The sequence below is a fragment of the Megamonas sp. genome, from assembly GCF_986095205.1.
Genome location: NZ_CFQVBI010000034.1, coordinates 1 through 16669, shown reverse-complemented (window position 1 = coordinate 16669; position 16669 = coordinate 1). Strand labels below are relative to the sequence as shown.

Annotated in this window: 14 protein-coding genes; 3 read left to right on the top strand and 11 right to left on the bottom strand. The window is 31.4% G+C overall.

The window, feature by feature from the left end; genetic code table 11:
• Window positions 1-155 precede the first annotated feature (155 nt).
• Window positions 156-629 carry a nucleoside deaminase gene (locus AC5LAX_RS04420; RefSeq protein WP_008537708.1) on the top strand — a complete coding sequence of 158 codons (474 nt, stop codon included), beginning with the start codon at window positions 156-158 and terminating at the stop codon, window positions 627-629.
• A gap of 78 nt (window positions 630-707) precedes the next feature.
• Here the strand turns inward: AC5LAX_RS04420 and ftsY are convergent, their stop codons facing one another.
• From ftsY to AC5LAX_RS04365, 11 genes are all read right to left on the bottom strand, one after another.
• Window positions 708-1634 carry a signal recognition particle-docking protein FtsY gene (ftsY, locus tag AC5LAX_RS04415; protein ID WP_115151726.1) on the bottom strand — a complete coding sequence of 309 codons (927 nt, stop codon included), beginning with the start codon at window positions 1632-1634 and terminating at the stop codon, window positions 708-710.
• Window positions 1635-1637: 3 nt separating this feature from the next.
• Entirely contained in the window at window positions 1638-5198 is a 3561-nt protein-coding gene (smc, locus tag AC5LAX_RS04410; protein WP_493263643.1) for a chromosome segregation protein SMC, read from the bottom strand.
• A 39-nt stretch (window positions 5199-5237) separates the two neighbouring features.
• Window positions 5238-6269 carry an HlyD family secretion protein gene (locus AC5LAX_RS04405; RefSeq protein ID WP_117464352.1) on the bottom strand — a complete coding sequence of 344 codons (1032 nt, stop codon included), beginning with the start codon at window positions 6267-6269 and terminating at the stop codon, window positions 5238-5240.
• 183 nt (window positions 6270-6452) lie between these two features.
• On the bottom strand, window positions 6453-7133 hold the full coding sequence (locus AC5LAX_RS04400; protein WP_288909225.1) for an HAD family hydrolase: 681 nt from the start codon (window positions 7131-7133) through the stop codon (window positions 6453-6455).
• Between the two features lie 114 nt (window positions 7134-7247).
• Window positions 7248-8441 carry a beta-aspartyl-peptidase gene (gene iadA, locus AC5LAX_RS04395; protein WP_115151727.1) on the bottom strand — a complete coding sequence of 398 codons (1194 nt, stop codon included), beginning with the start codon at window positions 8439-8441 and terminating at the stop codon, window positions 7248-7250.
• A 15-nt stretch (window positions 8442-8456) separates the two neighbouring features.
• Window positions 8457-8945, bottom strand: coding sequence for a YjiG family protein (locus AC5LAX_RS04390; protein WP_008537701.1), 489 nt, complete (start codon window positions 8943-8945; stop codon window positions 8457-8459).
• Window positions 8946-8959: 14 nt separating this feature from the next.
• A complete protein-coding gene (locus AC5LAX_RS04385) occupies window positions 8960-9598 on the bottom strand; it encodes a nucleoside recognition domain-containing protein (RefSeq protein ID WP_008537700.1) in 639 nt (212 codons plus the stop codon).
• Between the two features lie 162 nt (window positions 9599-9760).
• Window positions 9761-10624: a PLP-dependent aminotransferase family protein gene (locus tag AC5LAX_RS04380; RefSeq protein WP_288909224.1), complete on the bottom strand. Its 864-nt coding sequence runs from the start codon at window positions 10622-10624 to the stop codon at window positions 9761-9763.
• An 18-nt stretch (window positions 10625-10642) separates the two neighbouring features.
• Window positions 10643-11401 (bottom strand): creatininase family protein, encoded by a 759-nt coding sequence (locus tag AC5LAX_RS04375; protein WP_288909222.1) that lies wholly within the window; start codon window positions 11399-11401, stop codon window positions 10643-10645.
• Window positions 11402-11433: 32 nt separating this feature from the next.
• Complete coding sequence (locus AC5LAX_RS04370) at window positions 11434-12918, bottom strand: sodium:solute symporter family protein (protein ID WP_167624431.1); 1485 nt, start codon at window positions 12916-12918, stop codon at window positions 11434-11436.
• 5 nt (window positions 12919-12923) lie between these two features.
• Window positions 12924-13166, bottom strand: coding sequence for a hypothetical protein (locus AC5LAX_RS04365; RefSeq protein ID WP_019000142.1), 243 nt, complete (start codon window positions 13164-13166; stop codon window positions 12924-12926).
• Between the two features lie 203 nt (window positions 13167-13369).
• Between AC5LAX_RS04365 and AC5LAX_RS04360 the strand changes: the two genes are divergently transcribed.
• Together AC5LAX_RS04360 and AC5LAX_RS04355 are read left to right on the top strand one after the other, a co-directional pair.
• Window positions 13370-15325 (top strand): sigma-54 interaction domain-containing protein, encoded by a 1956-nt coding sequence (locus AC5LAX_RS04360; protein WP_204922693.1) that lies wholly within the window; start codon window positions 13370-13372, stop codon window positions 15323-15325.
• 93 nt (window positions 15326-15418) lie between these two features.
• Window positions 15419-16447, top strand: coding sequence for a DUF362 domain-containing protein (locus AC5LAX_RS04355; RefSeq protein WP_288909220.1), 1029 nt, complete (start codon window positions 15419-15421; stop codon window positions 16445-16447).
• Window positions 16448-16669: the final 222 nt, after the last annotated feature.

The following is a 16669-nucleotide window of genomic DNA, read 5'->3' as shown; positions in this document are numbered from 1 at the left end:
TTGCTTATGCTTACAACAAAAGTTGTATCGAACAAGAAGCCCCCACTTCTAAGCGATAGCGAAAGTGGTGGGAGTACATCACTTTATATTTATATAGGCAAAAAATAAAAACATTATTTTTTCCTATATATTTTATTATGAATAGGAGATTTTTTATGACTAAAGAAGAATTTATGCTTATTGCAACTCAAGAAGCTGATAGTAATTTAACAACTAATGAAGGTGGCCCTTTCGGTGCAGTTATTGTAAAAGATGGCAAAATCGTAGGTCGTGGTCATAATCGTGTACTTATAAAACATGATCCAACTTGTCATGCTGAAGTTGAAGCTATTCGTGATGCTTGTCAAAATTTAGGTACTCATGATTTAACAGGTTGTGAACTCTATACATCTTGCTATCCATGTCCAATGTGCCTTTCTGCTACTATTTGGGCAAACATCAAAAAAGTTTATTATGGAAACACAGCTAAAGATGCTGATAAAATTGGTTTTAGAGATGATTTCATCTACAACTATATTGAAGGAAAATGCCAAGATATCTCCGTTTTAGATTTAGAACAATTTGGTAGAGATATCACTATAAAATCCTTTGATAACTTTGCACAAAAAACAGACAAAACAATCTACTAAAAACAAAGAGGATAAGTTTTATACTTATCCTCTTTTTATTATTTTTATTATCATCAAATAGACAATTATTTAATTATATTATTCTTCTACTTTTTGATTAAACAAAGCCGCTGCAAAGTCATTAGCTACAAATGGTCGTAAATCGTCCATACCTTCACCGACACCAATCCATTTTACTGGCATACTAAGTTCAGATTTTAAGCCAATTACTACACCGCCTTTAGCAGTGCCATCTAATTTAGTCAATACCAATCCAGAAATAGGAGCTGATTTTGTGAATAATTCAGCTTGGCTAATTGCATTTTGTCCTGTTGTAGCATCTAATACTAATAATGTTTCATGTGGAGCTTCTGCTATTTCACGTTTAATAACTCTTTGAATTTTATTTAATTCTGTCATTAAATTAGCTTTATTATGCAAACGTCCTGCTGTATCAATGATGAGTATATCCACTTTTCTTGCGATAGCAGCTTTTACAGCATCAAATACTACTGCCGCTGGATCGGAACCTTCTTCATGTTTAATTACAGGAACATTTACTCTTTTACCCCAAATTTCTAATTGGTCAATAGCTGCTGCACGGAAAGTATCTGCTGCTGCAAACATGACATTTTTGCCTTGTTCTTTATAATATCTACCCAATTTACCAATAGTTGTAGTTTTACCTACACCATTTACACCAATTACTAAAATTACTGTAGGCCCAGATTTAGCAATATTTGTTTCATCAGAACCTTCATTTAACATTTCTGTAATACGTTTAATCAAGAATGGTTTTAAATCTTCAGGAGAGTTAATCTGTTTTTTCTTAATACCAGCACGAACATCGTCCATTAATTGTAAAGAAGTTTTTACCCCTACATCAGCTTGGATTAAAGCATCTTCTAATTCATCTAATAAATCATCATCAATATCAGCATAACCAATAATTACTTTTTCAATTTTCTCTGTTAAAGATTTACGTGTTTTTGTAAGACCTTCTTTTAATTTACTAAAAAATCCCATCTTTTAACCTCTTTCCTCAAAATCTTCTAAACGAACAGATATCAACTTAGATACACCAGCATCTTCAATAGTTACACCATACATAACATCAGCAGACTCCATTGTTCCCTTACGATGTGTTACTAAAATAAATTGAGTGCGTTTGGCATAATCTTTTAAAAACTTCGCGAAACGTTTGACATTTGCTTCATCTAATGGAGCATCAATTTCATCTAATACGCTAAATGGTGCAGGATTATAAGTGAAAAATGCAAACAGTAACGCTATAACTGTAAGCGTTCTTTCCCCACCTGATAATACAGCTAGACTCTGTGGTTTTTTATCTGGTGGTTCTACTTCAATTTCAATACCTGAACTTAAGATATCTTCTTTATTTGTTAAAATTAATTTTGCATTGCCACCACCAAACAAACGTTTAAAAATATCATTAAAATATACTTTTATTTTATCAAAAGCCAAGCCAAATTGTGTAGACATTGTTTTATCAATCTGCTCAATGATTTTTGTTAAATCTTCTTTAGCTTTGACTAAATCTTCAATTTGTTTACTCATAAAGCTATAACGTTCATTTAATGTTTCATATTCGTTGATAGCATTTGGATTTACAGGGCCAATTTCTTTTAATTCTTTATCTAATTTCTTTAATTTAGATTTCAGCTCATTTTCATCAAGTTCTAAACGATGATTTAAAGCTTCTTGTGGAGTCAATTCATATTCTTCTTGCATACTTTGTAAGCACTGCTTAATTTCAGTTTCTAATTTAGCTACACTTACTTCACATTTATGAATTTTATCCTTGATAACGCCTACTTTACTTGCAATTTTAGCTCGTTCTTCGTCCATATCAGACAATTCACTTCGCATACCTAATTGTCTTTTATATAAAGTATCGTATTCTTCTTTACCATCAGTTTTTAACTTTTCCAAATTAGCTACAGATTCTTCTAATTGTTTTAATTCAGCTAAACTATCATCAATGACTTTTTGTAATCCAGCCATTTCTTTATCACTATCAGCTAAAAATGCCTTAAATCTTTCTGCCTGTCCTGTCAACAAATTCAATTTATCATTATAGCGAATAACTTCTTGTCTTGCCTCTGTACAGCTAATTTGTTTTTGCATTACCTTTTGTTGACGAATTTTTAAATCATGTTTCAATACTTCAATTTCATTATAAATATCTTCATAAAGATTTTGTTTTTCATCAACTTGAGCTTCCATTTGAGCAATTTTCGCTGTTTGTTTTTCAATATCTGCCTCAATAGCCGTTTTTTTCACAATTAAAGCAGATATACGATTATCTATAGCTTTTAAGATATCTTCTTGATTTACAAACCAATTTTCTAATTGTTTAAATTCTACTTTTTTCTGTGCTAATAATAAAGACAACTCTTGCCAATCTTTTTGCAAACGATTGATATTTTCTGCCAAAGCCACGCGTTTTGCTTCATCATCTTCATATTTATTTTTCGCATCACGCAATACTTTACGTTCACTAGCTAGATAATCTTTTAATTCTAATAACTCACCTTTACGATGTAAATAACCTGCTTCCTTGCTTTGGCTACTACCACCAGCAATAGCACCACCAGGTTGCAATAATTCACCTTCTAAAGTTACGATACGCAAACGATAATCATACAACTTCGCCAACTTTAAAGCATTATCCACATCATCAACTACTAAAATTCTACCTAATAAAGATTGAGTTATCACTTTATATTCTTCATCAATATTTACAAGTTCATCTGCATAAGCGATAAAACCATGTTTACCCGGTTCAATTTCAGTGCGTTTATTTTTATGTGGCTGAACAGTAGTCAGTGGCATAAAAGTTACACGACCAAATTTATTTTCTTTCAAATAATTAATTGCTGATTTTGCAGTATCAGTATCTTTAGTAACTACATTTTGCATAGCAGAGCCAAGAGCTACTTCAATAGCTGTAATAAAAGGATCTTCTACCTTTATCAATTCAGCTACAGCACCACAAATACCTTTTTGCCATGATTTATCCGCTTTTAAAACTCTTTTTACAGCCTTGCCAAAACCTTCATATGATGCTTGCATTTCTTGGAAAAATTTTACTTTTTCTTCTGCCATACGCACATTTTGGCGAGTTTCATTGATAAATTCTGTAGCCTCTTTGCAAACTTTTATAAGTTCATCTAAATTACTTTGTTGAGAATTAATACTTTCTTGTTTAGCCTGTACCTTTTTATTGATATTATCAATCTCTACCTGTAATAATTCCTTAGCTGTATTTTTTTCTATTTTTTCATTAATTGCATTTTTATGCGCACTATGCTGATTTTCAATATTTACATCTATATCAGACATATCTCGCTTTAACAATAACAATACCTTATTTTGTTCTTCTATCTGCTTGCGCTTTTCATTATCTTGCTCTTGCTTTAATTTGATTTCTTCTTCTTTCGCTTTAATATCATTTTCTACTTTTTGTACACTTGAATTTTCTTCTTGCAGGGCAAGTTCCAATTTATCTGCAGTACTATTAGCAATTTGAGCTTTTCTTTTCAGTTCTTCTCCATCAGCTAAAGATATTTTTAATTCTTCTTTTGTCTGATTTTGTCTTTCCTCTAAACGCTGTTGAGACTGACAACTCTGTCGTATACGCTCTTGTAATAAAGTGGCTTGATTGCGACTGCGTTCTATTTCTTCATGGATTTTTTGATTATTTTCACCAAGCAATTTTATTTTCTGTTCTAATTTATTTATCTCACTTTTTTTTGCGATTTTTTCACTTTCAGAAACAGAAACTGTAGCCTCTAATGAAGCTCTTTCTTGTTCATAACCTTTTATCTCTAAATCCAATTTATTATTTTCATCTGAAAGATTTTCATATTTATACAAAATCTGCGTGAGTCTACAATCTTTATATTCTTTATCAATGACATTATATCGTCTAGTTTTATCAGCTTGTTCTTTTAAAGGTTCTAACTGCTTTTCAATCTCACTTACAATATCATTTAAACGTACAACATTTGCCTGTGTATTATCTAATTTGCGCACAGCTTCTCGTTTTCGTTCACGATATTTAGTAATTCCCGCGCATTCTTCAAAAAAATATCTTCGCTCTTCTGGCTTTGTATTTAAAACTTCATCTACTTTATTCTGACTAATAACACTTATAGAATTTTTACCCAGTCCTGTATCGGCAAATAAATTATAAATATCCTTTAAACGACACTTTGTCTTATTGATTAAAAATTCACTTTCGCCGGAACGAAATATGCGTCTTGTAATCATTACTTCCTGAAAATCTATAGGTAATTTACCATCACTATTATCAAAAGTAACGGAAACTTCCGCTGCACCAAGAGGTCTTCTTGTGGAGCTACCTGTGAAAATAATATCTTCTGCCTTATTTCCACGTAAATTGCGCACATTTTGTTCCCCTAAAACCCAACGAATGGCATCTGTAATATTACTCTTACCACTTCCATTAGGTCCTACAATTGCTGTTATTCCCTCATCAAATTCTACTTCTAATTTATCTGCAAATGATTTAAATCCATACGCTTCTAATCGCTTTAACAGCAAAGTTTTCACCGTCCATTGTTGTTTCTATTTCATAAACTACTATCTATCTATTGTTATTTGAACTGTTACATCAGCACCAGGTAAAACTTTATCTTTTAATTCATCAGGGAAAGAAATTTTTGCTGCTGTAACTAAATTTTTATTTTCTTCATCTTCACTATCTTGATGTGTTACCTCTAAGACAGTACCTGTTAAATCCATATCATCAACAGAATAATGCACAAATTGACCTTGATGTACTTTAGCATATTGTTCTTCTGTAAGTGGTGCTTCTACCCATAAATTTTTAGTATTACCCACATTGATGAATACATCGCCTTGTTTTAATTCATCACCTTGTTTAAAATCAGTTAAATATATAATACCACTAACTGGAGCTGTAATATCTGCAAAATTATCATCAGATTGAGCTTGGTCTAAAGCTGCTTTTGCTTGATTTAATTGAATTTGAGCTGTAGCTAATGCTTCTGATAATTCTTTAGATGGAGCAGAAGAAACACTTGCTTGTTGTTCTACAACTTGTGGTGTGCTTGCTGCTGCTAAAGCACTTTGTGCTGCTGCATATTCTGATTGTGCTTCCGCATATTGTGTCGCACTTACAGCACCTATAGAATATAATTTATCCATCTTCTGTTTATTTGCTGCCGCTGCATCTAATCTAGCTTGAGCTGCTGCTACATTTCCTGTTGAAGAACTTGTAACTACTGGCTGGCTTACTACCATAGAAGCTTTTACTTGTTGCTCTAAATTATCATAATTTACTTTTGCTTCATCATATGCCTTTTGCAAAGCTTCAATTTGTTCAGGTGTTACAACTACTTTCATTTTGGCAATAACTTGACCTGCTTCTACCTTATCACCATCATTTACCAGAAGCTCTGTCAATGTTCCATCATTTTGAGCTACAACCATAACTTTAGAACTTGTGAGTTTTGCATCATTAATATTAATAATTCCTTGTCCCTGGTTCCATTTATATACACCAAAAATAGCTACAACAGCTATAAGTAGAATTATAGGAACACTATAAATTATAAATGGTTTTATTTTTTTTGTAATATCTTTTTCCATAATAGTACCTCCCATCTTCAGCAATAAAAAAATCCTTTCTCATTCAATATATATCTAAATAAATGAGAAAGGCTGTATATATTCTTACAGCTAGTATTAAAAATACCACAAAAAGATAATTTATACAACAAAATAGCCCATTTCTAATGAAATTATAACAAAATAATAATATTTATTTTTCTCTTAAATCAAACTAGTTAAATACTTTTTAACATCTTCAATAGAATAACAAATTACATCTGGATTTTTAGCTTTTACAGCTTCTTCTTCTATTCTTGTTCCATACAATACAGAAGCTATTTTTACACCAACTTGTCTAGCTGCATCAATATCAGTTGGTGCATCACCAATATAAATCACTTCATCTGCTGATAATTTATATTCATCTATAACTTCTTGCATCATTTGTGGTTTTATACCACCTTTTATAGAGCCAGTTTTTACTTTATCAAAAAGATTTTCCATTTGATACTGCTTTAAAGATATTTCACAAGTTTTTGCACCTTTACCTGTAGCCAAAATTACAATGAGATTTTTACTTTTTAAATATTTTATTAAATCCACAACACCTGCAAATGGTTTTGGTGTTATTTCTCTATGTAATCTTGCATAAGCATCATATAATCGTTTGCAAGCTTCTTCATAGTCTTTTTCATCTACAAATTTTAAAATGCTACCTTCTTCTATAGGTCCAAATGTATCTGCTATTTCATCATCAGATAATTCTCTATCCATAAAAGGACTTACTGCTTCTCTGATTGACTCAATAACTAATTTTAAAGTGTCTCCTATTGTACCATCAAAATCAAAAATAACTGCTTTTAACATAAATTCGCTGTTTCCAGCATTCACCTCTTTATTCATATTTATATCTATTATCTATCAAATACATAACAAAATCAATTTATTATGTTTAAATATATTAATAAATAAAAAAGTGGTAGATTTTTTCTACCACTTTTTATTGCATATCTTCTATTATCTTTTTTCAAAAGTACCAAATACAATAGGTTTACCATTTTCTACCATATGAGTGCCTCTTGCCCACACATGTTGTAATTGTAAATCTTTATCTAATACTAAAATATCTGCATCACTATTATTAGCTAAGCAACCTTTTCTTGGATATAATTTAGTAAATTTAGCAATATTGCTTGTAATAATTTTTATAGCATCTGTAATCGCAATATTTTCTTTTTGTACCATATCTCTAAATTCATTTAAAATAGAAATCTGGCTTGCTACACCAACGCCAATATTATTTCCAGCTTCATCAAAAATTGGCATACTACCATTACCATCAGAACTCATAGTAATATTTTCAATATTAACACCAGCTTCTAATGCTTGTTTTACAGCTTCACTGGATTTTACAGAATGGCTAGAACCGGACTCTGGACTAACACTAGAAGTTACGTCCATAATACCGCCTTGTTTTGCCCATTCAATAGCTTCTTTAAACAAACGTTTATTGCGGTTTACATGAGTTGGAATAATTTGTGTCTTAGGAATTTCACCATTTTTAGTGATTTCATAAAGCATTTTTAAACCATCTTCGCCATCGCCTAAATGCATATTAACTACACCAGCTTTACCGCTGAGCATACCGCCAACACGAGCTTCTGCTGTAATTTGCTGATAAGCTTCTTTTGGAGATTGAGAAGAACGATGATCGCACATAGCAATTTCACCAGTACCAATTACTTTATCAATCAAAATAATATCATTGCGTACACTACCTGTAATTGTTGGTGTTGGAATTTCATAAGAACCAGAATAAATATATGCTGTAATGCCTTCATCTTCAAGACCACGAGCTTTGGCAAGTAGACTAGCTACATGACGAGTTACACCATCTGTACCTAAAAGACCAAGTACTGTAGTTACACCAGAAGTTGTGATATCTGTTAATTGGATTTCAGGTGTTCTAGTAGCATAGCCACCTTCACCGCCACCACCGATTAAATGTACATGAGAGTCAATAAAACCTGGTACTACATAATTACCTTCACAATCAACTACTTCGCAATCATATACTGCTGGTAAAGAAAGACCTTCACCTATCATAGCGATTTTTTCGCCAGCTACTAAAATATCTTTAACTCCTAAATCTTCTGGAGCAATTACATGTGCATTTTTTAATAATGTGAAAAATGTTTTTTTTGTATTCATATAATCAACCTTCTTTTATTGTAAAAATAACATAATAAAATGCATTGCCCAAATAGATAATAATGCATTAATTACACAAATTAAAATAATTGCAGGATAATGTTTAGTACTTACACCAGCAATACCTAAACAACGACCCACATTTTGTACAGGATTACCCATCAAATAAATAGCAGGTAAAAGCACTGTTACTTGCATAGCATCTAAAGAACCAGCAGTATATAAGCTCATTGCTACACCTACACCGCCACCCATACTCATTAAAGCAGTGATTAAGACTGTTGCTGCTTCACCAGGAAGACCCCAAAGCCCCATTACTGGCTGAAATACAACGCCAATTAATTGTAAAAGACCTGTAACATCTAAAATACGAATAATTACAAATGCCATCATTACATTTGGTAACAAACTAGTAGTACCAATAGTAAAACCTTTTCTAGCACCATCAATGAATAAATCCAAAATTGTTTTTTTCTGAATAACTTCTACTTTATTGTCGCTCATTTATCTTACCTCACTTATTGTCCAATAAATTTAAAATATAAACGCATTAAATTTGCACCCACAATTTTAAATACAAAAATCACAAGTAAAGGTACGATAATTGGTGCAAGTAAAATACTAAAAGCAGCAGCACCAGAAGAAAAGTAATTTGTTACAAAAGCACTACCACTTGTTTGATAAGTGATAATAACAGAGCGTTCTTTATCTGTTAATTTTCCTTCATCAACTAATTCTTTAACCATACCAGCAGCAGCATCTGTACTTTGCATATTAGCAATATTTGCAAGTGCAGAAACACCTGGTACACCAAGTAAAGGTTTTAATAATGGGTTCATTAATTTTTGAGCAGCCTTCAATCCACCCAAACCATCAATTACATTTACAATTCCTAAAGCTAAAATAACAGCAGGAATAAGTTCTAAAGCAAATAAAAAGCCATCTTTAGCACCGCTACCGCCAGCACCTCTAAAGCTCATAGCCTTATCAGTTGGTATCTGTCCAAAACTACCATTCAATACATTGAAATCTAAAGCACGTAAAACTCCATCAGACGAAGAAAAAATCCCTGAAAATAATAAAATTGCCAACACAAAAACTACATAACCATACCATGGCACAGAGATTTTTACATCATTATTTTTCTGTTTATCCATTTGTATCTCTCCCTAATAAAATATTTCACTATTTTATTATATGCAAGTTCCGTGCCAACAATTTAATAGATACAACAATCTAATATAAAAGTACTTTTGTGTTTTATTATAAAAACTTAATGGGAATTTTATAAAACTTAAAATATAAAATTCCCATTAAAATCATTTTAAGGATAATCCTAATTTATAAAATTTTATGCCTGAAACCTCAAACTCTCGATTAATTCTTCGTTTATCACCTGTATAACTATCAGCTTTTACTACGACATAATTATTAGACTTACAAACAAAATCACCATCAAATTCTGGTAAATTTATTTCTGGCATGTGTATACTTGTATATTTTTCTGCTAATTTAGAAATACATTCTTCTCTTAGTAATTGCATTAAGTTATTCCATTTAGGATTATATAAAATATAACCTAAACGTATTCCCGCACCACAAAACTTAGAATATGAACCAATTACAAAAACATTTTCAGGTATTTCTCTATTACTATTTCTCAACATTTTAGCTGAATAAGTTTCATCAACAATAGTATATTTAGCATATTCATTTCTATCTTGAAGTACTTCATGCTCAAAAACATTATTATATTTATCAGTAATATAAAACAAAGAATTTTCTTGTGGTAATTTTAAAGGATAATCCCCTAAAACAAATTTTTCATTTTTAAACTCATAGTCCACTAGAAAAATTCGCTTTTCTTTAGGTGTTTCCTCAGGTCGAGGATATAATAAACCATTAGCCAATACTTCTACCAAACCCCATGAAGGATTTTCAATATAAGCATATTTAGGTCGAAGTGCTTCAAAAATAATTCTCACTGCATTTTCACAGCCGTTAGTTAAGATAAAACTATCCCTTGATAAATTATATGTCTGTGCAAAATTTTTATATGCCTCAAACATATCTGGATATGTTCTTGCTTCTGTGTCAGCTAAAGCTTCGCAAGTAACAGGTTCATCTTTTATTGACCATGGTTTTTGTCTATCTTCTTTAAAATAATCTCTGCGTTTAAACATAATAATTATCCTATCTAATTATAGTTTTACAGATTTAAATTCATTTACAAAATCGACAATATAATCAAGCAAAGCTACTTTCATATCTTCACCCCATTGTTTATTTGCACTATAAGAATCACTTCCGCCATAGCCACCACTATTTACCACTTTATCTACACTGCGAATTACTTTTATAGTTGCACCTTTAAAATCAACTGCATTTAAATGTATATTTTTTAATTTATCCGATAAATGATTTACCTTTGTTTCCATTAAATCATCTTTACTTATTAAACCTTCATCAATAGCCATAATCATAGAAACTTCTTGTCCGTCACCATGACCGCCTTTCCATGCAGGATTGAGCATTGGAGCAAGTGACCACCAATCAATCTGAGCGCAAAGACAACCTTTTTTATTAGCTTCTAATGCTACTTTATCCAAAGCAGGAGTATTACCACCATGACCATTTAAAAATACAAATTTTTTCACGCCATGACGACTTAAACCATCTACAATACCTTTAATAACAGCATATAAGCCATCAAAACCAATATCAATAGTTCCCGAAAATTCCACATGATGTGTAGCTATACCAAAAGGAACTGTAGGCACAATCAAAACTTCTGTGCGTTTTTCTATTTGTTTAGCAAAATAATCAGGAATTAAAAAGTCTGTTCCCAAAGGACCTACAGGGCCATGTTGTTCTGTACTTCCAATAGGAATAATTGCTACTAAATCATCTTTTGCGAAAGCTCTTTTGGCTTGTTGCCAATTTAAATGTGCTAAATACATAATTAATACCTTCTTTATTCATTAAAATCAAATTAACATTTTTCTAAATCATCAAAATGACGTCTAATTGTTTCTGCTGATGCAGGTTTTGTACACAAGCTCACTACAATCAATACCACCATAGCAATAATCCACGCCACGATTAATGGATTGAAACCAAATGTTAAAGATGTAAAAGTAGTTGTCAATAAAATATATACAATTTCACCAACGATTACAGACGCAAATGCACCAACTTTTGTTGCACGTTTCCAATAAAGACCGGCTAAAATTGGAGCTGCCCAAATACCTAAACCACCAAAAGAAAATAAAACTAATTGGAAAATTGAAGATGGTTTATAAATACCAATACAAATAGCTAATACTCCTAAACCAACTGTTACATAACGAGACATGATAAATGCATCTTTATCTGTAGCTTCTTTATTGAATATTTTTTGATATAAATCACGAGTTACAGCACTTGTGGAAGTAATTAATACACCACTTACAGTTGACATACCTGCAGAGAAAATACCAGCTACCATCAAAGAAGAAATTACAGGATGAACGCCTGCTTGTAAAATAAGAGGCACGATAAAGTCTGTATCTGTTCCTGTGAGATTAGGGAAAGACATTCTACCCGTTACACCACACCATTCAATAAGTGTAGCAGAAAACCACATACCTAAAGTTCCCAATAATACTGCTTTAAACATTACATTGTAATTTTTCATAGTGAAAAATTTTGTAAATAAATGTGGCTGTCCAATTGTAAAGAAACTCCACATGATGATCATAGAAACATAATTTTGCCATGGCATAGAATTATTTTGTCCAGGATGAGATAATAAACTTATATCAGTATCTGCTAAATGCTGATTAATTACTTCCATACCTCCACCTAATTGCAAAGATACAAAGAAAGTAACTACAGCTGTTGCTACCATTAAAATCCCCTGAATAACATCTGTAATCATAATACTTCTAATACCACCTGCCATACAATAAAGTATAACAGTTATACCCATGACTACAATACCAACCCATTCTGGAGCACCAGTATATGTTTTAAAAATAATTCCAGCTCCAATTGTTTGCGCTCCCATCATTGGTACTAAGAATAAAATCATAATAATAGCCAATAATGCACGCATTAAAGTGGACTCATATCTATCAGATATGTAATCTGCCATAGTAAGCATACGATAACGATGACCCAAACGAATTAATCTTCTACCAACAAGTAAAGCAGGAATAACCATACTAAAAGCAATACCTGGCACAGATACAGACATTCCAGCATAACCTACTTTATAAATAGTGCCTGGCACACCCATAAATGTACTCATACTATATTGAGTTGAAAAATATGCAAGACCACTAAGCAAAGCTCCTGCCTTACCACTCATTGTGAAATAATCTCTAAGAGTTCGAGTTTGCTTTGTAGCATAATAACCAATATAAGTCAATAAACCAAAATAAGTAATAATAACAGCTAAAAATGGAATAATATTATTATCTAATGAATGTGTCATTTAAATCACTCCTCATCATCAAATTCTTTATACTCTGGTCGTTTTTTACAACTTTGCCACCATAAAAATATGAGTATAATAACTACTAAACCATGAAAAATCCATCCAAAGATGAATAACGGAGTTCCCCAAAATGAAGGAATGTATTCAGTGGCATAATACCAAGGAAATGGCAACATTATTAACACATACATAAATAAAAAAATAAAAGTCCATTTCTTTTCAAAAGAATTACTAAATGGGTTCATAATAAAACCTCCCTTATCAGTATATAAAGTTTCACTAATATATTTATGCAATTTCCATGCCAAGTAAACATTTGTACATATAAGAACCAAGAAACACTTAAAAATCATAACCTTTTATAAATTGATAAATACCATTTATTTTGATAATATAGGGTATATTATTATGAATTACCATTAAATTCCCATTAGGAGATAAATATAAAATGAAAAAATTAGTCATCATTTCTGTAGGATATAATACTGCTCATACTATTTACGAACAATTATGTAATATTCTTTATTCTTCAGTAGATATTAAATATTATTATTCATCTTCGCCTCCACCAACAAATTTAGAAGTTGACTTAATCCTCTATTCCAGCGAATATGCATTTGAAAGAATTAATTTTCGCCCTGCAAATGTACCTTATATTATTGCACGACGCTCTATAAATTATCATGAAATTGGCAAACTATTTAAACTGCCTAAATATAGTGATGTATTATTAGTTAATGATTCTAAAGATAGTGCAGAAGAAACTATTTTATTATTGCAAGCATTAGGCATAGACCATATAAACTATTATCCTTATTATCCTGGAATAGACAATTATCCTAAATTAAAAATAGCTATTACTCCTGGCGAAACTGAACATGTTCCGGGATTTGTAAACCATATTATTGATATAAAAACTCGTTTAGTTGATATCACTTCTATCATTGAAATTCTCACTCATTTTGATATTTTAGATAAATTCGCTAATATTTTATCAGCTAAATATATTCAAGATATTATTAAATTAATAAAAACAGGTAACAAATTATTAAAAGATAGTAGCAAAATGAAAGAAAGATTTAAAACCGTCATCAATAATGTTCATGATGGATTAATAGCTATCAATAAAGAAAATAAAATATCTGTTTTTAATCCTATTGCTGAAAAAATCTTTGCTCAAAAAGCGACAAAATTAATTGGGCAAGATAGTGAAAATTTCTTAGATGATACTTTTTTCCAAACAGTAAATAATCCTCGAAAAGAAGGTATATTAAAATTGCCTTCTCATGAACTTTTAATATCAGAAATTCCCCTCTATGCTAAAAACAGCGATAATGGCAAATTATTTGTATTAAAAGATGTATCCGAAATTCATCGCCTTGAAGAATCCGTACGTCGTCGTTTATACCAAGAACAAAATATTGCACGTTATGATTTTTCTCATATCGTTGGCAAAAGTCCAGCACTCCAAAAAGTATTATCACTCGCACAAAAAATGGCAAAATCAGATTCCACAGTATTTATTCAAGGTGAATCTGGTACGGGTAAAGAATTATTAGCTCAAAGTATTCACAATGCTTCTAATCGCAGTTCAGGACCTTTTGTTGCCATTAATTTTGCTGCACTTTCAGAAACACTTTTAGAATCAGAATTATTTGGTTATGTAGAAGGTTCTTTCACAGGTGCTAAAAAAGGTGGTTCTTCCGGTTTATTTGAAGCAGCCCATAAAGGAACATTATTTTTAGATGAAATTGGTGATGCCCCTTTGCCATTCCAAGTGAAATTATTACGTGTACTTCAGGAACGTCAAATTCGTCGTGTAGGTAGTATAAAAGTAATTCCTATTGATGTTCGCGTCATTGTTGCCACTAATCACAATTTAAAAGAACATATAAAAGCTGGATTGATGCGAGAAGATTTATATTATCGCTTAAATGTACTTCCTATAAAAATGCCTGCACTGCGTGAACGCAAAGAAGATATTTTACCACTTGCATATAGTTTTTATAAAAAATATAAACCTTTATCTTTAGATGCCAAATTATATTTTTCTAATATAAAAACTTGTCTTCAAAACTATTCATGGCCTGGAAATATTCGTGAACTTCAAAATGTAGTTGAATATCTAGCTAATATTTGCCCTAATGAACCACCTCAAAGCAGTGATTTGCCAGAAGATATTAAATCTGAAATTTTTAAAACTCCTAATGATATTATTGATTTAAAAGAAGAAATTTTTGCTGAAATCAAACGTTGTAATACACTTCGCCAACCTGTTGGTCGACGCTCCTTAGCTCATAAATTCTCCGTTTCTGAAAATAAAATCCGTGAAATTTTAAACATCTTACATGAAGAAAATCGCATTCAAATAGGTTTTGGTAAATACAGTTTAAAAGCTATCTAAAATCATTACTATAAAATTATTTTCTTGACCTAAAGTAAACTCCAAGATGTATGATTAAAATAATAATAAAATCATTTACAGGAGGAGATTTTTATGAAAAAATTTTCTAGACGTGATTTTTTCAAAGTAGCCGGTGGTGCAGTTATTGGAGCAGCCACTTATGGCTTAACGGATAATATTTCTCATTCTTTTGCTCAATCGCCAGTAATAGCTAGTACCAAAATCAATAATGACAATTATATTGGCTCTAAAGCCAAAGTATATTTTTCTTCTCAAATTAATACAGATAGCCTGCTAAAATTATATAACTTAATCAATGAAGGTATTTATGGAAAAACCGCTATAAAACTTCATACAGGCGAAAAAAATGGTCCAAATATTTTACCTAGAGATATGGTTCGCGTTTTTCAACAACATGTTCCCAATAGCAATATAGTTGAAACAAATACCTTATATAAAGGTGATAGATATACTACCGAAAGTCATCGAGAAACCTTAAAAGTTAATGGTTGGGATTTTTGCCCTGTAGATATCATGGATGAAAATGGTACTGTTATGCTCCCTGTACGCAATGGCAAACATTTTCAAGAAATTTCAATGGGAAAAAATATCGTCAATTATGATTCTATGATTGTATTAACCCATTTCAAAGGTCATGCTATGGGTGGCTATGGTGGTTCCATGAAAAATATCGCTATTGGTTGTGCTGATGGTAGAATTGGTAAATCAATGGTTCATGGTGTTTCAGTTGATAACCAACCTGCTGACTGGGGACAATGGCCAAGTAAAGAGCGTCTAATGGAAAATATGGCAGAATCAGCAAAAGCTGTTATTGATTATTTTGGTAAACATATCGTTTTTATTAATGTTTTACGCAGAATGTCTGTTGATTGTGATTGCGCTGGATTATCTGCTGCTGAACCTACAATCCCAGATATTGGTATATTAGTCTCAACTGACTTACTTGCTATAGACCAAGCCTCTATTGATTTAGTATATGCTCAACCAAACAATCAAGATTTAGTAGAACGCATTGAATCTCGTCATGGATTACATCAATTAAGCGCTATGCGCGATTTAAAAATGGGTAATCCTCAATATGAATTAATTTCTATTGATTAAAAATGACTAAAGACACTATCTATTAAATTTAAAATCTAATATCATGATTTTAATTGTCAAAACAAAAAGGCTTATTACTAAACAATTTGTAAGTAATAAGCCTTTTTGTTTAAATATTAGATTTATAAATTATATGATTAGAAATAAAATTCCATTTGTGCACGGAAGATATCTACATCTTGTCTACCTTCTGTACTTGTTGCATTTACTTGTGTACCTGTT

Coding starts and splice junctions, on each gene's coding strand:
- AC5LAX_RS04420 (WP_008537708.1), top strand. CDS start 156: ATGACTAAAGAAGAATTTATGCTTATTGCAACTCAAGAAGCTGATAGT.
- ftsY (WP_115151726.1), bottom strand. CDS start 1,634: ATGGGATTTTTTAGTAAATTAAAAGAAGGTCTTACAAAAACACGTAAA.
- AC5LAX_RS04405 (WP_117464352.1), bottom strand. CDS start 6,269: ATGGAAAAAGATATTACAAAAAAAATAAAACCATTTATAATTTATAGT.
- AC5LAX_RS04400 (WP_288909225.1), bottom strand. CDS start 7,133: ATGAATAAAGAGGTGAATGCTGGAAACAGCGAATTTATGTTAAAAGCA.
- iadA (WP_115151727.1), bottom strand. CDS start 8,441: ATGAATACAAAAAAAACATTTTTCACATTATTAAAAAATGCACATGTA.
- AC5LAX_RS04390 (WP_008537701.1), bottom strand. CDS start 8,945: ATGAGCGACAATAAAGTAGAAGTTATTCAGAAAAAAACAATTTTGGAT.
- AC5LAX_RS04385 (WP_008537700.1), bottom strand. CDS start 9,598: ATGGATAAACAGAAAAATAATGATGTAAAAATCTCTGTGCCATGGTAT.
- AC5LAX_RS04380 (WP_288909224.1), bottom strand. CDS start 10,624: ATGTTTAAACGCAGAGATTATTTTAAAGAAGATAGACAAAAACCATGG.
- AC5LAX_RS04375 (WP_288909222.1), bottom strand. CDS start 11,401: ATGTATTTAGCACATTTAAATTGGCAACAAGCCAAAAGAGCTTTCGCA.
- AC5LAX_RS04370 (WP_167624431.1), bottom strand. CDS start 12,918: ATGACACATTCATTAGATAATAATATTATTCCATTTTTAGCTGTTATT.
- AC5LAX_RS04365 (WP_019000142.1), bottom strand. CDS start 13,166: ATGAACCCATTTAGTAATTCTTTTGAAAAGAAATGGACTTTTATTTTT.
- AC5LAX_RS04360 (WP_204922693.1), top strand. CDS start 13,370: ATGAAAAAATTAGTCATCATTTCTGTAGGATATAATACTGCTCATACT.
- AC5LAX_RS04355 (WP_288909220.1), top strand. CDS start 15,419: ATGAAAAAATTTTCTAGACGTGATTTTTTCAAAGTAGCCGGTGGTGCA.